This window comes from Legionella busanensis (assembly GCF_900461525.1).
Classification (GTDB): Bacteria; Pseudomonadota; Gammaproteobacteria; order Legionellales; family Legionellaceae; genus Legionella_C; species Legionella_C busanensis.
Map to the genome: position 1 here is coordinate 14,345 of NZ_UGOD01000004.1, position 18,355 is coordinate 32,699.

An 18,355-nucleotide genomic window follows, 5' to 3' on the forward strand; every position below is an offset into this window, starting at 1 on the left:
TTATTAATAAGCAAGTAAAAAAACTAATAATCTCACTCTTTAAGAAAATTTAATATATCAGGGAGAATACAGTCTGTTACTTAATCTAAATAGGGGTATTTTTCAAAAATTAGTCTTTTTAATCTATATTTAATGTATTGCTTATTAATTGAGCCTTTATATGTTTTCAAAACGTAAATATGAGAAAACGTCACCTTCTATAAACAAAAAAAGTACTAAATCAGTCGAACAGAATCAAAAAGAAGTAGAGAATTTAAAGCAGATAGGTAATCGTGCTATTCAGTATAGCGCTGCAAGTCAATCAACTCTTAACAACAGGGATTATAATGGTCTTATCAACTAAAATTAAGTCTAGTTAATCCTCAAACCAGTTTTTAATTGGAAACTCCCTTGAGTATTGCAATTCAAGAGAGTGAGTGCATTTATGGTTACGAGAGTAGCTTGAGTAATGCTTGGGCGCCAGCAGTTGAAGATGCAGGATTTTGCCCTGTAATTAGATGGCCATCAACGATAACAAAACTTTGCCAATTAAGTTTTTTTTCGAATAGACCTCCCAATCGTTTCAACTCATCTTCTACGAGAAATGGAACGACTTCTGTGAGCTGTACTGCTTCCTCTTCACTATTGGTGAAGCCTGTCACACGTTTTCCCTTGACTAGAGAAGCCCCTTTATAATTGACATGCCGTAGAACTCCAGGAGCATGACATACTAAAGCAACAGGTTTTTCAGAATTATAAACCGATTCAATTAAACTGATTGACTCAGCACTTTCGGCAAGATCCCACAAAGGACCATGACCACCCGGATAGAATAACGCATTAAAATCTTCTGCTTTCACATTTGCAAGTTTGACCGTTTGGGATAGCTCTTTTTTGGCCAGTTCGTCATGCTTGAATCGCTGCGTAGCCGGAGTCTGATTTTCAGGTAAATCACTCTTTGGATCAATAGGAGGGTGCCCACCTTTAGGTGAGGCTAATGTAAGTTCAACACCGGCATCTTTAAATATAAAGTAGGGCGCTGCAAACTCCTCCAACCAGAATCCTGTTTTATGACCCGTATTGCCGAGCATATCATGTGAGGTCAGCACCATTAATATTTTCAATCACTTCTCCTTGTTAGAATACTTAAGATGACAAAAGTTCTTTCAGTATAGTATATAGCTAAGCTATATATCTAAACCAATGGGAGAAACTTAATCAATGAATCATGACATGGGAAATATAAGAGAGAAATTGAGAAGGTAATTAATGATATAATTTCTCGATAAGGTCTGATTATAGAATTTATCAGACTTAGCACAAAATTTATTAGGGTGAACTCAACAAGCTAATGCAAGATACATTCTTGTAAGTGATCAAATACTAAAAGTAATTAATAATCCCCAGATTAATGCAAGAATAAAACCTAATAGTAGTAAATCTGCTAGCTCTTTAAATAGCTGCTTTATTCCTTTATAAGACAAGGCAACCTTAATAGGTATCAGAAAATGTTTGATACCATTATTACTATTTTTATTATTTATAACTGGAATATTAACTTTAATGGTTCCGAAGTTCTGTAATACCGTGTATTTCTACAGGCGCTCTATCAGGAAACTCAGCGATTAGTTTTAATGAGCCCCCCACTGCTGAAATATATTTGTTCAATGTCGAAATTAACATATCTGAGCGTTTTTCTAATCGAGAAACGCCATCTTGCTTCATATGTAAGATAGCGCCTAAATCTTCCTGAGTTTTAGAGAGCGCTAAACGTAAATCACGCAACGTCATTTCTTTAGCGATTAACTGATTAGCTCGCTTTTTAATATCATTTCTTCTCTTCTTAGGAAGAGATTTTAATTTATTATCAAGTGATTTAGCCATAATTTACCTCACTCTTTTAAATTTGATAAATGTTTATCAAACCGTTTATCTGCCTTTTTAATTAACTCTTTATAAAATCTTTTTTCGCTTCCTCCGGACTTATCTCCAGCAATAAGCAAGATAGCTCTACGCATTGGATCAAAAGCAAGCCTTCATACACCCTGATCTGCCTTAAATCGAAGCTCTTTCATATTAGCATGTTTAGAGCCTTTTAAAGTGTCTACATGAGGGCGACCTAGCTCTGGCCCAAATTTCTCTAATACCTTTAAATGAGCTAAGCACTCGTTCTGAACTATTTCGTTTAGTTCATCAAATTCATCATTGAAATCATCTTGAAATATAATTTGCCACGTCATAAATTCTATTATGCCATTAAATACATATGATTTCAAATACATATGTATTTAAAAACATCATATTTAATATTATTGTAAAAACCTATCTAATTTTTTTCTAAGCTCTCTTACACTCCAGTGCTCATTCCGACACATTTCGGTATAGAACTTTCTTTTAGCTCATCAACAATGGCAATCAGCTCTATAAAATTTGACTAATATAATAGTGGTGAAAGTGTCGCCACTATTTTTTCATCTGAAAAAAACTTTAGAAAACTTAATTACTCTAAGTAGCGTCTTTTCGTCAAATCCTTTTCCATATTTTAAGCTAAGCATTTTAGATAATTGTTTTATAACTTGCTCACTATACCCTGCTCTACTATGATTTAGAATTTCTTTATTGATTCGCTCGCCAATTTTTCAATAAAGAAAAACAATAGAAGAATTGATGGCTTTAGAGACTCGATATTTAGTATCTTCAATTAAAATTGATACGTTATTGAAAAGCGATTCATGAGTAATATTTTTTTATCCATTAATATTAATAATTTCTTTTAATTGTTAAATAATTAAAACTAAAATTACTATAGTTTTATAATAATTAATTCGAAATTATTAGATATAAAATATTTATTATTAACAATTTTTTTTGCCTTACCAATCACAAACACGCAATTGGTTTGCGCTAGCTTATAGTTAGATATTAAATAAAGATTAATGAAAAATAATCTAAGCACATTTAGATAAGTGAAGCATAGCCAGCACACCTTTCGCATTATTCACATATGCCCTTCTCTTCCTTTATCCATCAATAGTTTAAGGGTTTGCTGCTAATTTATTTGCATAAAATGACGGTGAATACGTGATGAAGGTTGTGGTGAAGAGAAAATAATGAAGAGCCCTTATTCTTCCTGGGTTAAAGTGGCAATAGCTTATTCTGTTCACCACTAACTTCATCACCCCTTCACCACACCATTCAAGATTTGGGACTCTTTTTTAAGCGAAGTCGTTTAAAGTTCGCTATATTTACTAGCCGCTGCAAGCTGTAATTTCTCAAAATCTTCTCGATTTAACTTTAACAATTCAGTAGATAATTTTTTGACAAGCGCGCTCATCTGAATAGTAAGTTGATGACAATATTTTTCAACCGCTTGATTTTCTCTAATTTCATTAATTTCATTAGACCTTTGATAGAGACCAATTTGAATTAATTGATTAATAAGATTGGATAGGGAAATATTGTTTTTGCTTGCAAGCGTTGCGAGGCACTGATGTAAATTATCAGGTAGCGAAATCGTTAAGCGCGGCATGAAAAACTCCTAACTTACAGATCTAATTCTTTCAATAGTTCTTTATTAATTTCTACTCTTTCTCTTTTAATTTCTTGCTCTTCTGTCTTCATTTTTGAATTCATTATTTTTGATAAATTATGCGATTCCATTTGAAGCTTTTTATCAATGGTTGATTGAAGTGATAGTTGATTTGGGTGATTAAATCGGTTTTCGTGTTGCACTAATTGGCTACTAGACGTTATATCAAGTGAGGCGGGCTAAAGAGATGCGTTTTTTTCAATCGCTTCAATCAATTTTTCTTTATTATCTGTAACCAAAATCATGCCATGAATGGCTCTTGAAATTTGGACATAGAAATTATTAAGTGTGGTCCCAAACCGATGAAAGGACTCCATTAAGCCAACACCAAACGGTGCATCTTTTCCTTGAACTTTGTAGTTAGTCAAAACATAGCTGTAATCGAGATGGTTTAAAGCAGGATGTGTTTTTTCAAGAGTTAAAGAGCGCCCTTCTTTCGTGACAAAATGAAGCGCGTCTTTATTGATTGCTACCAGTGTTGCGCACTGCCCGTTACGGATTTCATGTGCTTTAAAATTACGGGTCCACATGACTTTATCGCCCTCGAAAAGCTCTAACAATTTTGCTTCATACACTTCAATCAGCCTCTCAAAAGGTGCGGTATGCGTTTTATAGCTCGGTAGATTTTTCAAATTAAATTTAATTAACTTACCCTGTTTGTCTATTAGGGGTAATACATTCTCTTCTCGATGTCTTTTAGTGATGTCGCCACCGTATAATAATGACCTGATGAAATTTTATGTCGTTTAAAATCTTGGTTAAAGCGGACCCTATCACCCTTTTGATGGTAGGCCACAAATCGCTGCTGTATGGGTTCAATTGTTTTTGCTTTAAGAGTTAAATGACAGAAAGGCTTGCTACTCAAGGTGCCCTCTTCTTTTAAGCCCTCCCGAAGCAACTTTATAATGGATTCACGATTAGCGCGCGTGGGTGCAAAAAGCAAGGTCTTCTCTCGAGTATCCGGTGTTAAAGAAAGCCAATGATTGGCAATCCAAGCCACGCGCTCTTCATGGGTAGCCTGCGATTTAATCTCAATCTTATCTAGTGCGTCTTTCACATCTCCCTTAATTGCTGTCATAACTGCCTCTTTAAGCACCTCTTTTTTTTGTCGCACTATTTCATCCATGGTAGTCGTCTCAATACCGTATTCTTGAGTTAGCCCAAAAAGGCGTCCTGCATTCACACTGGGTAATTGTGCCTTATCTCCGACTAATATGAGTCTTGCGCCAGTGCGTTCAATATTTTTAATGAGTTCATGACCTTGCTGCGAGGACAACATCGAGGCTTCATCAATAATAAAAATTGTTTTAGCTAAAGAAGCTGTTCGCGTGGTCTTTAATTCTTGATGCACCAGTGGAAAGACATCTGTTTTAATACCAGCTTTTCCTTGCAACTCAAAAGCTGCTGAGCTTTCAACAGTAATACCAAGCGCATAACCTCTTGTGATTAGCTTTTTCGATTGTTGACTCAGGCAGTATTCCAATGCTTATACCATTGCATTCACTCACCCCTTTACAAACTGCTTCTATTATACCTGCTCTTCCTCCGCAAACTACCATTAAACCTAATTTAGCTAAGAGCCTTCCTATTTCTAAAGCAATTTGATATTGAGTTTCATCTGGAGTTCCAGTCCTATTACTCCTATAGGAACTCTGAGTCGATAGGAAGTTCTCTGTAGATTTTTTATAGCATCATAGGCAGATAATTTAATTAACAAATTTGGAATATTATTTGTTTCAACCCAATGTTTGCTGTTCAAATCAAACTTTTTATTATTTAAATAAAACTCATTGGTACGAGTGTCATAAAGCATAGATATTCCCTGTAGAATTAAAAGAAGGTCGCAAAAATCGACATATAAATATGTTTAGTGGAGTGGCTAACACTTCAAATAAGATTTTATATACATAAGAAGTTAGCGCCAGAGGTAAGATTTCTTTAAAAGTGTAAGCTCCATACCAAGAGATTAAAACCGCAACAACTTGAAAAAAAGCTTCACCACTTGCGGTTGATGAAATAAAGCGTATTGCTAAAAACTTTCTAGCAAATGCTAATTTTAACTTATCTAAAATATAGTTATTTATTGTTCTACCAATTATAAGTTATATAACAAAGGAGAAAGCATATCTTGGCAATGTTGATGCTACAATTTGAAATGCAGCGTCAGAACTTATAAATTTTGATAGAACCCATAATTGAAAAACAAAAAGTAAAAAGATAAAGAGACTTACATCTAACATTCTTCTAGTATTTACATACCCATAAATTTCTGTACTTATATCTTGAATAAAAAAACAACTGGAATAAAAAATAGGCCTCTAGTAATTTGGAAATGATAATAATTAGATAACTTAATATCAATTATTCTTGATGTAAAGGTCATGCTTATAAGAATACTACTTATATGGAATATACTTAGCAACTAATAATAAAAATCTTTTGATCTATTTAAATACTTCTTTTAGTTATAAGAATAATTATTTAAAAATTACATCTAGCTTCAACGACTGAGCCTATAATCTTATCGTTAGTTTGAAGTTCTACAGGAGGGAAAATTGGATTTAATGCTTTTAAAGTCTTATATTGTCCATCTTTTATTAGATGTCTAAATATTACCTCATCTTTTTCGAAATTAGGCCACATAGATCCACTATTTACTCTTACACAAAATAAATTTTTTCCACTTAATAAATCTGTTGTGATCCATTGTATATGATTTTCAGGCTTTAATTTACTCGTTATCTTTGACCACAACCGCGTCTGAGACCCATCAATTATAGGGATCCTTAAAATAGAATTTGCTCTTGGGCTAAACTCCTGATTGAAATTAACAGGCTGTTTGCCCAATAGTTGATCCACAGAAATATTAAAATAATTAGCGATGGCATCTAGAGTTGACGCTTTAGGATCAGGAGTTTTTCCGTTTACAAGCCTGTTTATGGTGGCTCTGGGTAAATTGACCTTCCTACTAAGTTCAGCCTCAGTTAAACTATATGCTTTGAGCAGCTGAGTAAGGACATTATTAAGTTCAAAAAAACAATGCTCATATTTCGACCATATAATTTTTCTTTATTTCAATTTATGATAATTGCTATAAATTTAATTTTAATCTTAACAAAAAAATTTACTCTCAGTTTCGCTACAATAATACACAAATTTTATAAATAGAGCTAAATTTCTCTATAGATATATATATGAAATTGTGGGCTGCAATTAATAACTATATTATATAACTCCAAGTTGTAAACCATATAAAGATATTTTGCATGCTGACCTGTCAAAATCTGTGACCATTTAAGATACATTCATCTGTTGAGGAAAATAATCTAATGATTGAAAAAATTGTTTCTGGAGGACAAACTGGTGTTGATCGTGCGGCTCTTGATGCGGCTATTTATATGTCTATACCTTATGGTGGATGGTGTCCAAAAGGACGTATTGATGAACTTGGTATAATTCCTAGCAAATATAGTAACTTGATAGAGATAACAGGAAATTTTAATACTGAAAAAGAAAATTATGTTGCAAGAACAAAAGCCAATATAAAGGATTCTGATGGAACTTTAATTATTGTACCTAAACTACCTTTTCTTAAAGACAGCGGCACTGCATTTACAATCAATGAAGCTTCAGTACAGAAAAAACCATATCTTACCATCGATATTTCACAATCTGAGGAAGAAAACTTTTCTAAAATACACGAATTTATTATGCAAAATGGTATAAAGGTTTTAAATGTCGCTGGACCTAGAGAATCAAATAATAAGGGTATTTATCAAAAAACTTTTGATTTTCTTAAATATATTTTTCAACAACTGGAGCTAAACTGCTTGTATTCGATTTAAACTTAGAGGAAATTGTTTTGGTTAATAAATTTAGTTTATATAGGAAAACATAACGTTAATTATGTTTTCCTAAAATTTTAAAAATTTAATTTAATTTCAATAACTTAAATAAAAGTTTCATAAATGAAACTACCGTCTTTACCTATATAAATTCATCTAACGCTTCTAAAACCAATGCTTTAAGTCTTTCAGGTTCTACATTAGAAAAATTAGACCTATTAAACTCAAATACAAATTTCTTATAAGTAGGCTGAATAGATTTAAAAAGAATTTTGTCATCAACTTTATAACTTCTCGCTACATTAAATTTCTTTTCATCTTTATTAATTGCCTTAATAAGTTCATTAATAATAACATTTGGCTTTATGTGAGTTTTCCTTTGTTGAATTTTATCTTTCAACTCTTTTGCAGCATTAATAATAACTTCCCTATAATTAGAATTTTTTTCTAATAAAACCACTAATGAATATATTGGGTTAATTTTCAAAAGGGTAATATCTTCAAAGAGAACCATGATTTCATGGTAATTAATAATTTTTGCTGCAGATAACATTTTAGATAACTTACTCTTCTTTAAATCTAAAGCGGAAGCCATTTCATCTTGACTATCAAATAAACCTGCATCAAGTTGTTGCTTATAACTAATTGCATCTTCAAATTCGCTAATATCATTACGATCTTTATTTTCCAAATTCATTAATATAGCGCATTCTCTATCACTAGCTTCAACAGCTTTGACTCGTACTTTTTGTTTGAGGTAGTTACAGGCAAACCATCTCCTTCTACCTGCAATTATCTCCCAATTCTTACCCTCAGGATCATTTTCCAATTTCCGCGCAAATATAGGCACCTTCTGGCCATTTTTTCGGATAGAAGATATTAGATCTTGGCATTTTTCTACATTCATCCATACTGCATCACGATTATGGAATCTCCAAGGTCGACAGTCTAAAGGATCTACTAAGAACTCTGTGCCTCGTACTATTTCAGTTTGACTTTTAGTAGTAATTGTTCGCGATGCAGCAGGTAAGACAACTTTTGCATTCTCTTTATTTTGATTTTCATCAACAATTACACCTGCCAAAGATCTTTTTTTACGCATAAGTAGCCTCTCCATTTACTACAAACTTTCCAGCTTTCTCAAGCTTTTTAACTTTGCTTGGCCATGTTTTCCATACTTCAAATTCGAGCTCCTTGCAAAATGAATTAATTATATTCAATGCTCTTTTTTGAGGCCTTCTAACCTCTAATGCCGTTTGAAAATCAATAGCAGCATTTCCAATTTCAGTTGTATGTAAAAAATAGTTGCTCATCATATGAAAACCAAATACATCCTGCATTATTGGTAAAAACTCTCGATGGTTAGTTTGATTTAAGAAAACATCTGTTGCTAATATTTTAATAAAATGGAATTCTTTTTCTGGTGCAATCATCTCAATAACATTTTCAATCATACGGAGATATTGTACTGTTGAACTAAATTCATATAAGGCTGGAGGAGTAGGAATGACTAAGGCTTCTGCTGCACAGAGGATATTCATGGAAGTAAATCCTAGAGCCGGCGGGCTATCAATTATTACCAAATCATAGGCATCTTTTACTGAATTAATTCCCTGTTTCAATTCTGAAAATAAATAATTTTTTTCGACTGTAGGAATATCTTTTATCTGTTCTGCAATTCCTAATTCAAGGTTATAGAGTTGTAAATTAGAAGGAATTATATCTAAGCCATCCCAATACGTTTTACGTATGCAATAATCTAAATTATCTTTTTCACCTCTGAAAAAAGGTAACAGGGTACACTTATCTTCAATATCTCTATCAGGAATATAACCAAAGCTACTAGTCGAAGAAGCTTGTGAATCCATATCAATAAATAAAACCCGATAACCTTGAGTTGCAAAATACTGTGCTACTGCAACACTCGTTACTGATTTTCCAACTCCACCTTTAAAGGTTTGAATGGCTAAAACAAGACATTCATCTTGTGACGCATCTCGTCTTGGGTATGTCTTAAAATGTTGTCTAAATTGGTTAATTTGTTTAAGTGTATATCCTGCAATTCTGTTAGTCGTCTGGTTTTTCTCAATATCATCCAATAAGCCATCACTTATCAATTGATTCTGAATTTTCAAGATGGAGCTACTGGAGCGTCCAACCAATTCTGCCGTTTCTTTTAATGACCACCTTCTTTCTAGAATCTTATTATTATTAGGAGCTCTACCACTTTCTTCAATTTGTCTAAGCACACTTTCACCACGACCTATTAAAGCTCGTATGTACTCAATTCCTGCTTGATTTTTCATTTTTATTCCTAATTTTAAAAATAATGAAATTTTAATTTAGAGGTAAATTATTAATTTATCAACAACAAAATTACAATTCCGCGTTATTTATTTTTATTTGACAAATATTGCGGATTTTAAAGAGATGATATAGATTCTTATGAAGATAGTAATAACTTATTAAGAATTAATAAAGATAGGAAAAACATATGCTTAATTAGAAAAAGAGGAATATTAAAAAGTTTAGTCCTGATAAGTCGGCAAACTTATCAGGACTTATAAAACTTAGCTTGGAACGAAGCTAATTTTTTACCAAAAATTAGATAGGAATCTGTTTATCTAAATTTTTTGGAATCATCCAATTATTATTTTAGCTACGTTCCCTAAAAAAAACAACAAAGATAAGGAAATTATCTATGGGGAACATTTGTTCAATTTTTCATGAGCGATTTAATGTCCTAAAGGCATTAACAAGGTGCCCTAAAAAAGCTTACTTGCTCGATCAATTTATCTTTTGGTGGCAAAACTCTAAATATAAATTAAAAAACTCTGACTCTATTTGGTTCATGCGGCCCTATGAAGACATCGCACGAGAAGTAGGGGTAGGGCTAAGTACGTTAAAAAAATACATTAAAGAGTTTGCTGATTTAGAACTTATAGAAAGGCGCAATACCTTTTGCGCTAAAAATAGAAATAACAATCCTAATGAATTTGAAGTGAAGAAGCGGACCTATATTAGAATCACAGACAAGCTTCTTAAACTAATTAATCAAACTTCCGATTCACTACCTCAAAATAAACTCTGCGAAGATGAGAGCTTAGTTCAATCAACAAGCTCACAATTAGAACAAATTGAGACGATCGAAAAGTCAAAATTGATACCTTCTATATATAAAGATAAAAAATATAATTATTTTACTAATACTATTAGTGAAGCAGATACTGTTAATTTTGTTGAAAAAGACACCCATTGTAAACCTAATAAAACTTTTACGAAAAATTTTAAATACGAAAAACAACTGGAGGGTTTAATTACAGACGAGGCTAAGAGCCAAATTAAAGGCATGCTTTATAATATTCAACATCAACACCATATTCTCATATCAGATCCTGAACAACTTTTTGCAGAGATTGTTTTTGCAGCAACTGATCCAAATCACTTTAAGCATTGTGAAAGTTTCAAACATAAACTGAATGCCATTTCATTAATACTTCGAAGTAAACGGTGGTCTACACCAAAAGGGTTCTATAATCACTCTTACATTGGCTCTCTTTTTAAAGAACGGAAAGAGGTAAGAACTCGTAAGTTGAAAGAAGAAAAATTGGCACGTGAGCTTTTAGGTATTAATAACCCTAAAGCAATCGCTGAAATTAAAACTCGGTTTGAACTTAGCGATGAACAAGAAGCTCGATTTAATGGTTCTGAAAAAACTTCAAAAGAGTCCACAGGTCTTATCAATGAGCTTGCCGATAAGTTGAAAAAAATAAGTCATGAAATTTATTCAGAAGGCTGTTATTTAAAATTAATGGAAAAAGATTATAGTGCTGGGCTTCCTCATGCCAGTAGGGCGCTTATAGACAATAGCGCGCTTAAACTTGCTCGTCTTTATGAAGAACAAACAGAACTTGAAAATAAATTAGCGAACTATGAGCATGATCAATCTTTATGTGCTTAAAGTAAATAACGTTATTCACAAATTCTGTGGATAACGCTGTGTAGTTTTTTTAAGAGAGTAGATAGTTACTTAGCTAATAAGTGATTAAGGATATTAGCTAGATAATAATAAATTGAGTTATAAAATAAACATAAATTTTAGCACATTAACAATTTTGATAATCCTTATGGTTATAATTCATGTACTATACATAACAACCTAAATAAGTTAGAGATGTCAAAGCAATATTATGCAATAAACACAACAGACGGTTTATTAGCTCTAAAATGACTGCAGAGTGCACTAACAAGCTAGGTTGTTCTGATACAGTTTATTCGACTTTGTTTGCAGGATTTATTGAATTAAGAAGGCTTAGATTTAGTAGGAACTATACTTTAAATTAATTAGTTCATTTTAGTAAGGATAATGGCCGATTACGCCTTTTGAATCAATAATTTATTTTGACCAACCAGCTAAAGGGGAAATTTCTTTATCAGAAAAGGGTATTGAGTTAATAGCTACTTATTATAATGAAAAATATTTTTGTAATATCGAAATTCCTAGAAATTCCTTCGGCAAGGCTATTCCAATATCAACTTTAAATGAATTCTTATCCACTTTAATTCAGGACTGTCTTAAAGAAAAAAGTCCTAATTATCGAAAAGCTTATATTATAGGCGCTACAAGCGGCCATGCTATTCCGTTAATCTATCTACGAGAAAATGGCGAAGAGTTATTTTTATTAGCTGATTCTCAAGGTGAGTCAGCAAGAATTAAATATTATTTACCAGATATTGAGAATAATTTTGATATACCGATTATGACTGTGGCGGAAGTTAGACAAAGAGATTTTATTTCATGTTATACCGATGCTCTAATTTTTGCTCGTAATACCACAAGAATGAATAATAATTCATATTTTATTCCTAATCTATTTCAAGATATTAAAAACAGAAAAAATTATATTCACGTAGGACCTCATCATTATATCTTATTACCCGATGAGTTATTAAAAACCACACAACGTTCTGCTTTTCGACGCCGACATACCCAACATAGTAATAAAGAAGTTAATGGAAAACTTACGCTTAATCAGTTCGTGGAGAAGCATACTGATAAATCAGATGGGAAATATAAATATTTAGAGAATAAAAATATAGAGCTAGCTAAGCTTATTGAAATTTTATTTTATTTTGAACAAATTAATTCAACATCTACTAAATTTGATTCAGAAGATAGAGAAAATTTCATGCATGTTGCCAAACAAATTATAAGTAATGGTCAGCCTTTATTTCCATATCTTGAGGCACTCATCAATTATGTTACTTATTTAAAGAAGATAAAAATCGAAGCTACGCATACGGATACCTTATCTTTTAGTGACTACACTAGATTTCATTCAGTATATAAGGGTTTCTATCTAAATTTACAACAGCTTTTATCTACTTTGGCCTTAAAAGCAGATTCATTAAAAAATATTAAGCCTAATAAAGTAACTATCATGGGTAATTTGATTCAGTCATTCAAAGAAATAGAGCAGAATTTAGAAGTTGTATTAAGTAAAGAAAATTACAGTCTTGAGTCTTTCAAAACGCTTTATGAATTTCAATGCTAAATTCTTTCTGATGGAATTAATGAATTAAGTTTAGATGTTTCTGAGAAAGGTAGGGCGCTTGAATTAAGACGTGAACTTAGTGACCGTATTAAGTTGTTTGCTAACAAAATGCTGAGTATAGATTATAAGCTAAGTACCATACAGACTTTGCTGATCTATAAAAATAAATGTGAGGAAATGGCTAGCCAACTATTGCAAATATCATTAACAATGAACTTTAAGTAGAAAACTATATTTATCTTAAATAGAAACTTTTTTATAAATAAAAATTTATAAAAAGTTAATTCAATTTATAATCCTATTAAGTTTTCTAAAAACTCTATGAAACTTACTCTCATTGTTTCAGGACCTGATTTCATAATTTTATGACTTATTTCCTGGAAAACTAAGAGTGATGAAATTTGACTAAATTTTTAATTTGATGATGTTTTGACTATACTAATTAAGTTAAGCTGTTTTTATTTAACAGTGCACAATAATCTCCCTAGTTTAACTATATTTTAATTTTTTTTTCCTAGAGCATTAATTGTCGCTACCCTAAAGGAATAAATCATGAGTCAATGCACTATCCATATAACTAATATACCGTTTAATACGACAGAAGAAGCCATTGGAAGTGAATTTTGTAAATTTGGTAAAATAATTGAGATTTGTCTTATAAAAGATCAATTCACAGGCCAGTCAAAAGGAATATGTTTTATTACCTATTCTTCTCAACATGAATCAAAGAAGTCTTTAGAAATGAATGGAATATCCTGTTTAGGACGGACCTTAAAAGTAACCCAATCTCAAAGCTGTATGACGAATTAGGGTCGTTTGCAAAAAACCTTAAAATCTTTGAAAGTAGGACTATGATGAACTGGCTTAAATTTCTTCAGACTTCCAAGTAGAAAATATTTTAATGAATTACTGTCTCCCAACAGAGTTTAATTATTAGCAACAGCAACAATAGTTAAAGGGGCAAATTCTTTACTTAGCTTAAACTACTTAATTTTTATTTGTTTATTTTCAAGAATCTGGAAGTAAATCCTTTTTAGCTTTTTTCTTTTTAAATATAAAAGAAATTTCGCCATTTCTTTCCAAAATAGCTTCATCAACTTCATTAATATCATTTAAACCATACTGTGTTCTTAATGATTGTAAGATATCATTCTTAGTAAGCCGACAACAATGTAACTTATCCCAGTTGTATTTGCTCTTTTGAACAAGAAGCATTTTATCACCTTTAATAAATTTACCCACGAGGCGACTTTTGTAAGATAAGAATGCTAGCATTCTATGAATTATAACAATAAAGGCGCAAACAACCATGGAAGGTAATAAAGGAATGTTATTGACAATCGCTTCACCTAAAATTGCACCTAAAATAATAGAAATAATAAAGTCAAAGGAAGAATAATTGCCAAATACACGCGACGAGGTTGCTCGAAATAAAATAAGCGCATAAAACGTAATTACTATTCCACGAATATAAAGGCCATAATCTAATAATTTACTAAAGCCGACTAACTCATCCATGATTAAGTTATTCCATTCTAATTAAAATAAGTATGCTAACGAATTTATATGAATTATATACTTTTCACCAATTCTAAAGATTAATATCTTATTAACTTATCTTATGCAGGATACTTTGTAACTCAGTTTATTGAATAAAATTGGATGAGATTTAAAAGGATTAGTACCATAACTAATCATTTAGTTACTTTAAACCAATGCCAAATTCGCCACAATCCGTTTAAGTCTATCTGGATTATCATCAACATAGATAGAAGTTGTCACAATAGAAGCATGACCTGCTAATCGAGATACCGCTTTAATATCAACCCCTTGCTCAATTAACTTGGTGATAAAGGTTCGCCGACCTGAGTGAGAGCTTGCGCCCAAAATACCTGCCTTGTCATATAGTTTTCGAAACCATTTTTGTAAGGTATTCGGTGTAAAACGGCTGCGCCGTTGTGTCTGAAAAAAAGGTTTATAGCGAGCCATATTATTTGCTTTTAAGTGATTAAGGTAGGCCTGCAGTGCTTCTCTTAATTTTTTATTACTCAAATAAGCATAACGTTGCTTTTCACCTTTAGTCATAGAACGTTTAAGACATAACTCCTCAAGTAGGCAGTAATGGCTATCAGCAACATCAGCAATCGTTAAAGAAGCAATTTCTTTTGCTCGGAGTCCTAAACCAAACGAACAATAAATCATTGCCACATTGCGAATAGCAAATGTACTATCTTTAGCCACAGCCAAGAGTCGTCTGAACTCAGCATCTGTTAAAACTTTTGCTTTACCTTCTCTAGCCATGATTTTTAAGCTAACTTCCTGAAAAAGTAATATTTTAACTAAAAAAGGGTCTCTTAGCAAAAATAAAAAGGTGGAGTCATGAAAAAGTCTTGCTGTAATTAAGGAGGTCCTGATTTCAATCTTTCAGGAACTCTTTTTCATTGGGAGGGCATATTATCTATATAAACTGTATAATTTCTTTTAGTTAATCAAATGCATATCGCAGAATTACTATTCGTCGCCTTAATGTAAGTCTTTGAATTAAAATACATTTAAATTATGTAATATCCTCAGAATTTATGAATCATTTATTCTCGTTATTATTATAAATTGTATATAATATAAACAGAATATACTTTAATTAAAAAATCATGGAAAATAAATCAGAAGTCGGAAATAAACAAGTTATTCCAAAGATTGTGCATTTTATCTGGGTAGGTGGACCTATACCTGCCGATGATCTCCGCTTTATTCATCAAATTTCAGCGATTGCGAAAAAAAGTGGATTTGAAGTCAATCTTTGGCTCGATAATGAAATGAATTATCATAAAACGGCTGAACTGGAAGATATAAAGATACCCAATTTAAAACTTAGAAATGTATCTGAATTAGATGAAAAAATAGGTCAGGATCCTTTCTTTGCTGAAGATCAAAGACAAAAAAAATTAGCAAAGTCGATATCTAGAGAAGAGGTTGGATTTAAAAATCTTGCTGCTGCCGCAGATTTGTACCGTTATGTTATTTTACGCTATTTTGGTGGCTATTACATAGATACAGATACTCGTTTGAAAAGTAAAGAGGTAGCCGAAAATAAAAGATTACCAGTGATTGATGCAGATACTAGCTTGAAAAGCGAAGAGGTTGCTGAAGGTGAAAAGCTATCTGAGGATAAAATTCCACCAGCTAAAAAGAAATTATCTAATACAGCTAAATTTGGTTTAAGTGAGCTAGAAATGATACCTGATCAGACTGACTTCGGAATCAAGGTCAATGGAGACTTTGTTATTGGTAAAGCTAGGCCTAAATCTGAATCTGAAGAACCTACCATTCGGTCTGCTAGGCATGTATCAATTCGCGGCGGCAATGATATAATAGGCGTCATGCCAAGGCATGAAGTAATTGAGGATGCGTTACTAGCTGCTCTTGAAGAATATGAGAAATTAGATAGTACTAAAATAGATAAAGAACCTTTTCCGGAGCTTTACAACCCACAAATAAGTCGGAATGAAACAACGGCTATGGATGCTAAACGTTTTCCATTCGGAGACCAAGTTGAAGGAGCATTAAATCGACGTACTCTCACTATACAAAGCTCTGGACCGTCAGCTTTATTTGGCTCTCTACAAAAATTTTGGGAAAAATTAAAGGATAAACGCGTTAAGACCCTACAAGAATTGTCTTTTAATAAAAAGGACGTTGCTAATCTTCCTATTGAATTCAAAAGCGAATTACGCTGGTTACAAAAAAAACCAGATCCTGCATATACTACAGATTCATTACCTAACAAATTTTTTTCGAGTAAAACAAAAAGTAAGGATGAAAGTTGTGTGAAAAATGCAACTGATAGAAATACCCCAAAAGTCTAAACTTTTAGAGCCTAGCCCATATCAATATAATGTAACTTGATTGATTGTGAAGGTATGTTCTCAGTTAAACCGAATTTATATAGTTTTGAAGTTATTTATTAAAAAAGAATAGCAGTAAATGTTAGGTAATAGTGAATTTAAACCCGTTTGCAGTTCTGTTACTGCTTATTTCCTTAATTTAAAAGAAATAAAAAATTACTTACAGCCCTAAGATTTTTGGTCCTCGAATCATAATTTTAGGATGTCTTTTAAAATCAATAAATCGACTTCTAGAATTATTACTGTAAATGAACACTTTCGAAGATAAGGTATAATTAGTCTAGATTTTCTTCATTTTATATTGCAGCTAGCGAAGCAGTGATAGGGTGCTTATAAGAGCTAAAAGAGGGTCCAATTTTTTTGTTTCTAGGGTAAACTCATTAATTGTTAAGCTTAAATATTTATCTGGGTTTATTATCTTTAAGGTAGTCCTGTATTACTTCAATATTTTCTTGTGTTTGTGTTTTAGTTCTAAAAAGACCTATTTCTGTAGTAGATATTCCGGGAGAAAGGCTAAAACTAAATCTATTAAGCGCATTTAATAATCCTCGAACAAACTTCTCTCTAAAAGAAAAATCAAGTTTATTATTATTGAGTAGTTCAAATTTAATTGTATCCTTTACTACCTTATGACAATCAGAAACCAAGCTATTATCAGGCGAAGCCGCATATTCCCCTTCAAAATATTCTCTATTTTGCTTTATTGTTTTTAAAGTAGAACTTAATAAACCCACTCTTTTATCATTAGAGTTTTTATTTTTAATTCGTTCAATTTCATAAGATATAATTGTTTCTACAGCTTCTAATTTAATAAACATTAAATTGCGTGGTTCTTCACTTGCGGTTAATTTATCTGTTTTTTGATAAAGGGTAACTAATTTATTAATTTTTGCAGCTATAGGGAGTTGTTTATCTTTAAGAATAGCTGCTGAACCCATGGATTTTATTTTTTCTGTGGGGGCCGTAGAAAGCGGAGAAATTAATGGCTTTTCTATAGAAGGTAAGGGAGGTAAGCTCGCTTTATGAAAAAGAGAATTAAAAAAACTTTTTTGAAACTCTTCTTTTTTAAATAAAAATATCCAATGTTTTGGGCTCTCTAAAGGTTTTTCTTTAATTGCTATTAGCCCCATTAACGAAGGATACTTAGAAAGTTTTTCTAATATACCATTAATGTCTTGTAGTTTAAGAATAATTTCTTCTTGACTTACCTGCTCCTTATCGCTCTTCTGTATTAACTGTTCTAAGCTTTCAAGATCAAGTAAAAAATTATCTTTTTCTTCGGAAAGCTCAGTTCTCTGTATAAGTGAAATATAATTTTTTAAATTTTTGATCCAATTTTGAAATTCTTTGTAATCAGCCATATTTGAATAAATAAATAATTAACTGTTTAATTATATACCAATATTTATTAAAATTATATAGATTTTATCTTGAAACCGAATTACTCTGGTTTATGTTTACCTTATCTTTAAAAAATATAAA

General features: G+C 31.8%; 22 protein-coding genes and 2 pseudogenes. 6 read left to right on the top strand and 18 right to left on the bottom strand.

All coding sequences use genetic code 11. From position 1 onward, the window contains the following. Positions 1-160: 160 nt before the first annotated feature. A complete protein-coding gene (locus tag DYH30_RS16140) occupies positions 161-343 on the top strand; it encodes a hypothetical protein (protein ID WP_115332787.1) in 183 nt (60 codons plus the stop codon). Positions 344-428: 85 nt separating this feature from the next. Here the strand turns inward: DYH30_RS16140 and DYH30_RS16145 are convergent, their stop codons facing one another. The 13 genes and pseudogenes from DYH30_RS16145 to DYH30_RS18760 form a co-directional block, all read right to left on the bottom strand. Beyond that, the gene (locus DYH30_RS16145) at positions 429-1,103 is read right to left on the bottom strand and encodes a type 1 glutamine amidotransferase domain-containing protein (protein ID WP_115332788.1); all 675 of its coding nucleotides are present in this window, start codon (positions 1,101-1,103) and stop codon (positions 429-431) included. A 436-nt stretch (positions 1,104-1,539) separates the two neighbouring features. After that, positions 1,540-1,863, bottom strand: coding sequence for a helix-turn-helix domain-containing protein (locus tag DYH30_RS16150; RefSeq protein ID WP_115332789.1), 324 nt, complete (start codon positions 1,861-1,863; stop codon positions 1,540-1,542). 152 nt (positions 1,864-2,015) lie between these two features. Then, on the bottom strand, positions 2,016-2,219 hold the full coding sequence (locus DYH30_RS18660) for a type II toxin-antitoxin system RelE/ParE family toxin (RefSeq protein WP_218018924.1): 204 nt from the start codon (positions 2,217-2,219) through the stop codon (positions 2,016-2,018). 231 nt (positions 2,220-2,450) lie between these two features. Continuing rightward, a complete protein-coding gene (locus DYH30_RS18745) occupies positions 2,451-2,615 on the bottom strand; it encodes a DUF1016 N-terminal domain-containing protein (protein ID WP_207385785.1) in 165 nt (54 codons plus the stop codon). 593 nt (positions 2,616-3,208) lie between these two features. Next, positions 3,209-3,508, bottom strand: a complete 300-nt coding sequence (locus DYH30_RS16165; protein WP_115332790.1) for a hypothetical protein — start codon at positions 3,506-3,508, stop codon at positions 3,209-3,211. Between the two features lie 14 nt (positions 3,509-3,522). Continuing rightward, positions 3,523-3,711: a hypothetical protein gene (locus DYH30_RS18435; RefSeq protein WP_131740691.1), complete on the bottom strand. Its 189-nt coding sequence runs from the start codon at positions 3,709-3,711 to the stop codon at positions 3,523-3,525. Between the two features lie 36 nt (positions 3,712-3,747). Beyond that, a complete protein-coding gene (locus tag DYH30_RS18440; protein ID WP_242604729.1) occupies positions 3,748-4,098 on the bottom strand; it encodes a hypothetical protein in 351 nt (116 codons plus the stop codon). A 134-nt stretch (positions 4,099-4,232) separates the two neighbouring features. Then, positions 4,233-5,051: an AAA family ATPase gene (locus DYH30_RS18445; RefSeq protein WP_244917910.1), complete on the bottom strand. Its 819-nt coding sequence runs from the start codon at positions 5,049-5,051 to the stop codon at positions 4,233-4,235. Next, positions 4,981-5,169 (bottom strand): SLOG cluster 4 domain-containing protein, encoded by a 189-nt coding sequence (locus tag DYH30_RS18750; RefSeq protein ID WP_160116241.1) that lies wholly within the window; start codon positions 5,167-5,169, stop codon positions 4,981-4,983. The genes DYH30_RS18445 and DYH30_RS18750 overlap by 71 nt, the downstream gene beginning before the upstream one ends. Then, positions 5,160-5,381 carry a hypothetical protein gene (locus DYH30_RS16175; RefSeq protein ID WP_115332791.1) on the bottom strand — a complete coding sequence of 74 codons (222 nt, stop codon included), beginning with the start codon at positions 5,379-5,381 and terminating at the stop codon, positions 5,160-5,162. Before DYH30_RS16175 ends, DYH30_RS18750 begins: the two co-directional genes overlap by 10 nt. Continuing rightward, a pseudogene (locus tag DYH30_RS18755) lies at positions 5,371-5,880 on the bottom strand (VUT family protein). The gene DYH30_RS16175 and the pseudogene DYH30_RS18755 overlap by 11 nt, the downstream one beginning before the upstream one ends. Positions 5,881-6,049: 169 nt before the next feature. Further along, a complete protein-coding gene (locus DYH30_RS18450; RefSeq protein ID WP_242604731.1) occupies positions 6,050-6,415 on the bottom strand; it encodes a S24/S26 family peptidase in 366 nt (121 codons plus the stop codon). A 6-nt stretch (positions 6,416-6,421) separates the two neighbouring features. Then, a pseudogene (locus DYH30_RS18760) lies at positions 6,422-6,631 on the bottom strand (helix-turn-helix domain-containing protein); the annotation flags it as partial. 266 nt (positions 6,632-6,897) lie between these two features. Here DYH30_RS18760 and DYH30_RS16195 point away from each other — a divergent pair. Further along, complete coding sequence (locus tag DYH30_RS16195; RefSeq protein ID WP_115332795.1) at positions 6,898-7,413, top strand: putative molybdenum carrier protein; 516 nt, start codon at positions 6,898-6,900, stop codon at positions 7,411-7,413. Positions 7,414-7,555: 142 nt separating this feature from the next. Here DYH30_RS16195 and DYH30_RS16200 read toward each other — a convergent pair whose 3' ends face one another. Both DYH30_RS16200 and DYH30_RS16205 read right to left on the bottom strand, forming a co-directional pair. Beyond that, on the bottom strand, positions 7,556-8,515 hold the full coding sequence (locus DYH30_RS16200) for a ParB/RepB/Spo0J family partition protein (RefSeq protein ID WP_160116239.1): 960 nt from the start codon (positions 8,513-8,515) through the stop codon (positions 7,556-7,558). Then, positions 8,508-9,719, bottom strand: coding sequence for an AAA family ATPase (locus tag DYH30_RS16205; RefSeq protein ID WP_115332797.1), 1,212 nt, complete (start codon positions 9,717-9,719; stop codon positions 8,508-8,510). The genes DYH30_RS16200 and DYH30_RS16205 overlap by 8 nt, the downstream gene beginning before the upstream one ends. Before the next feature lie 395 nt (positions 9,720-10,114). Between DYH30_RS16205 and DYH30_RS16210 the strand changes: the two genes are divergently transcribed. The 3 genes from DYH30_RS16210 to DYH30_RS16220 all read left to right on the top strand — a co-directional run bounded on the left by DYH30_RS16210 (position 10,115) and on the right by DYH30_RS16220 (position 13,778). Continuing rightward, entirely contained in the window at positions 10,115-11,374 is a 1,260-nt protein-coding gene (locus DYH30_RS16210; RefSeq protein ID WP_115332798.1) for a hypothetical protein, read from the top strand. A 799-nt stretch (positions 11,375-12,173) separates the two neighbouring features. After that, positions 12,174-12,968: a hypothetical protein gene (locus tag DYH30_RS16215; RefSeq protein WP_115332799.1), complete on the top strand. Its 795-nt coding sequence runs from the start codon at positions 12,174-12,176 to the stop codon at positions 12,966-12,968. A gap of 552 nt (positions 12,969-13,520) precedes the next feature. Continuing rightward, positions 13,521-13,778 carry an RNA recognition motif domain-containing protein gene (locus DYH30_RS16220; RefSeq protein ID WP_115332800.1) on the top strand — a complete coding sequence of 86 codons (258 nt, stop codon included), beginning with the start codon at positions 13,521-13,523 and terminating at the stop codon, positions 13,776-13,778. A gap of 198 nt (positions 13,779-13,976) precedes the next feature. Here the strand turns inward: DYH30_RS16220 and DYH30_RS16225 are convergent, their stop codons facing one another. Together DYH30_RS16225 and DYH30_RS16230 are read right to left on the bottom strand one after the other, a co-directional pair. Then, positions 13,977-14,486, bottom strand: a complete 510-nt coding sequence (locus DYH30_RS16225; RefSeq protein WP_115332801.1) for a DUF421 domain-containing protein — start codon at positions 14,484-14,486, stop codon at positions 13,977-13,979. A gap of 189 nt (positions 14,487-14,675) precedes the next feature. Then, positions 14,676-15,269, bottom strand: coding sequence for a tyrosine-type recombinase/integrase (locus DYH30_RS16230; protein WP_115332802.1), 594 nt, complete (start codon positions 15,267-15,269; stop codon positions 14,676-14,678). 350 nt (positions 15,270-15,619) lie between these two features. Between DYH30_RS16230 and DYH30_RS16235 the strand changes: the two genes are divergently transcribed. Further along, positions 15,620-16,834, top strand: coding sequence for a glycosyltransferase (locus DYH30_RS16235; RefSeq protein ID WP_115332803.1), 1,215 nt, complete (start codon positions 15,620-15,622; stop codon positions 16,832-16,834). 440 nt (positions 16,835-17,274) lie between these two features. Here the strand turns inward: DYH30_RS16235 and DYH30_RS16240 are convergent, their stop codons facing one another. After that, positions 17,275-18,234, bottom strand: coding sequence for a hypothetical protein (locus tag DYH30_RS16240; protein ID WP_115332804.1), 960 nt, complete (start codon positions 18,232-18,234; stop codon positions 17,275-17,277). Positions 18,235-18,355 lie beyond the last annotated feature (121 nt).

Bases quoted from the DNA above. Each gene is read 5' to 3' on its own strand.
- DYH30_RS16140 (WP_115332787.1), top strand. From the start codon at position 161: ATGTTTTCAAAACGTAAATATGAGAAAACGTCACCTTCTATAAACAAA.
- DYH30_RS16150 (WP_115332789.1), bottom strand. From the start codon at position 1,863: ATGGCTAAATCACTTGATAATAAATTAAAATCTCTTCCTAAGAAGAGA.
- DYH30_RS18660 (WP_218018924.1), bottom strand. From the start codon at position 2,219: ATGACGTGGCAAATTATATTTCAAGATGATTTCAATGATGAATTTGAT.
- DYH30_RS16165 (WP_115332790.1), bottom strand. From the start codon at position 3,508: ATGCCGCGCTTAACGATTTCGCTACCTGATAATTTACATCAGTGCCTC.
- DYH30_RS18440 (WP_242604729.1), bottom strand. From the start codon at position 4,098: ATGTGGACCCGTAATTTTAAAGCACATGAAATCCGTAACGGGCAGTGC.
- DYH30_RS16175 (WP_115332791.1), bottom strand. From the start codon at position 5,381: ATGCTTTATGACACTCGTACCAATGAGTTTTATTTAAATAATAAAAAG.
- DYH30_RS16195 (WP_115332795.1), top strand. From the start codon at position 6,898: ATGATTGAAAAAATTGTTTCTGGAGGACAAACTGGTGTTGATCGTGCG.
- DYH30_RS16200 (WP_160116239.1), bottom strand. From the start codon at position 8,515: ATGCGTAAAAAAAGATCTTTGGCAGGTGTAATTGTTGATGAAAATCAA.
- DYH30_RS16205 (WP_115332797.1), bottom strand. From the start codon at position 9,719: ATGAAAAATCAAGCAGGAATTGAGTACATACGAGCTTTAATAGGTCGT.
- DYH30_RS16210 (WP_115332798.1), top strand. From the start codon at position 10,115: ATGGGGAACATTTGTTCAATTTTTCATGAGCGATTTAATGTCCTAAAG.
- DYH30_RS16215 (WP_115332799.1), top strand. From the start codon at position 12,174: ATGACTGTGGCGGAAGTTAGACAAAGAGATTTTATTTCATGTTATACC.
- DYH30_RS16220 (WP_115332800.1), top strand. From the start codon at position 13,521: ATGAGTCAATGCACTATCCATATAACTAATATACCGTTTAATACGACA.
- DYH30_RS16225 (WP_115332801.1), bottom strand. From the start codon at position 14,486: ATGGATGAGTTAGTCGGCTTTAGTAAATTATTAGATTATGGCCTTTAT.
- DYH30_RS16230 (WP_115332802.1), bottom strand. From the start codon at position 15,269: ATGGCTAGAGAAGGTAAAGCAAAAGTTTTAACAGATGCTGAGTTCAGA.
- DYH30_RS16235 (WP_115332803.1), top strand. From the start codon at position 15,620: ATGGAAAATAAATCAGAAGTCGGAAATAAACAAGTTATTCCAAAGATT.
- DYH30_RS16240 (WP_115332804.1), bottom strand. From the start codon at position 18,234: ATGGCTGATTACAAAGAATTTCAAAATTGGATCAAAAATTTAAAAAAT.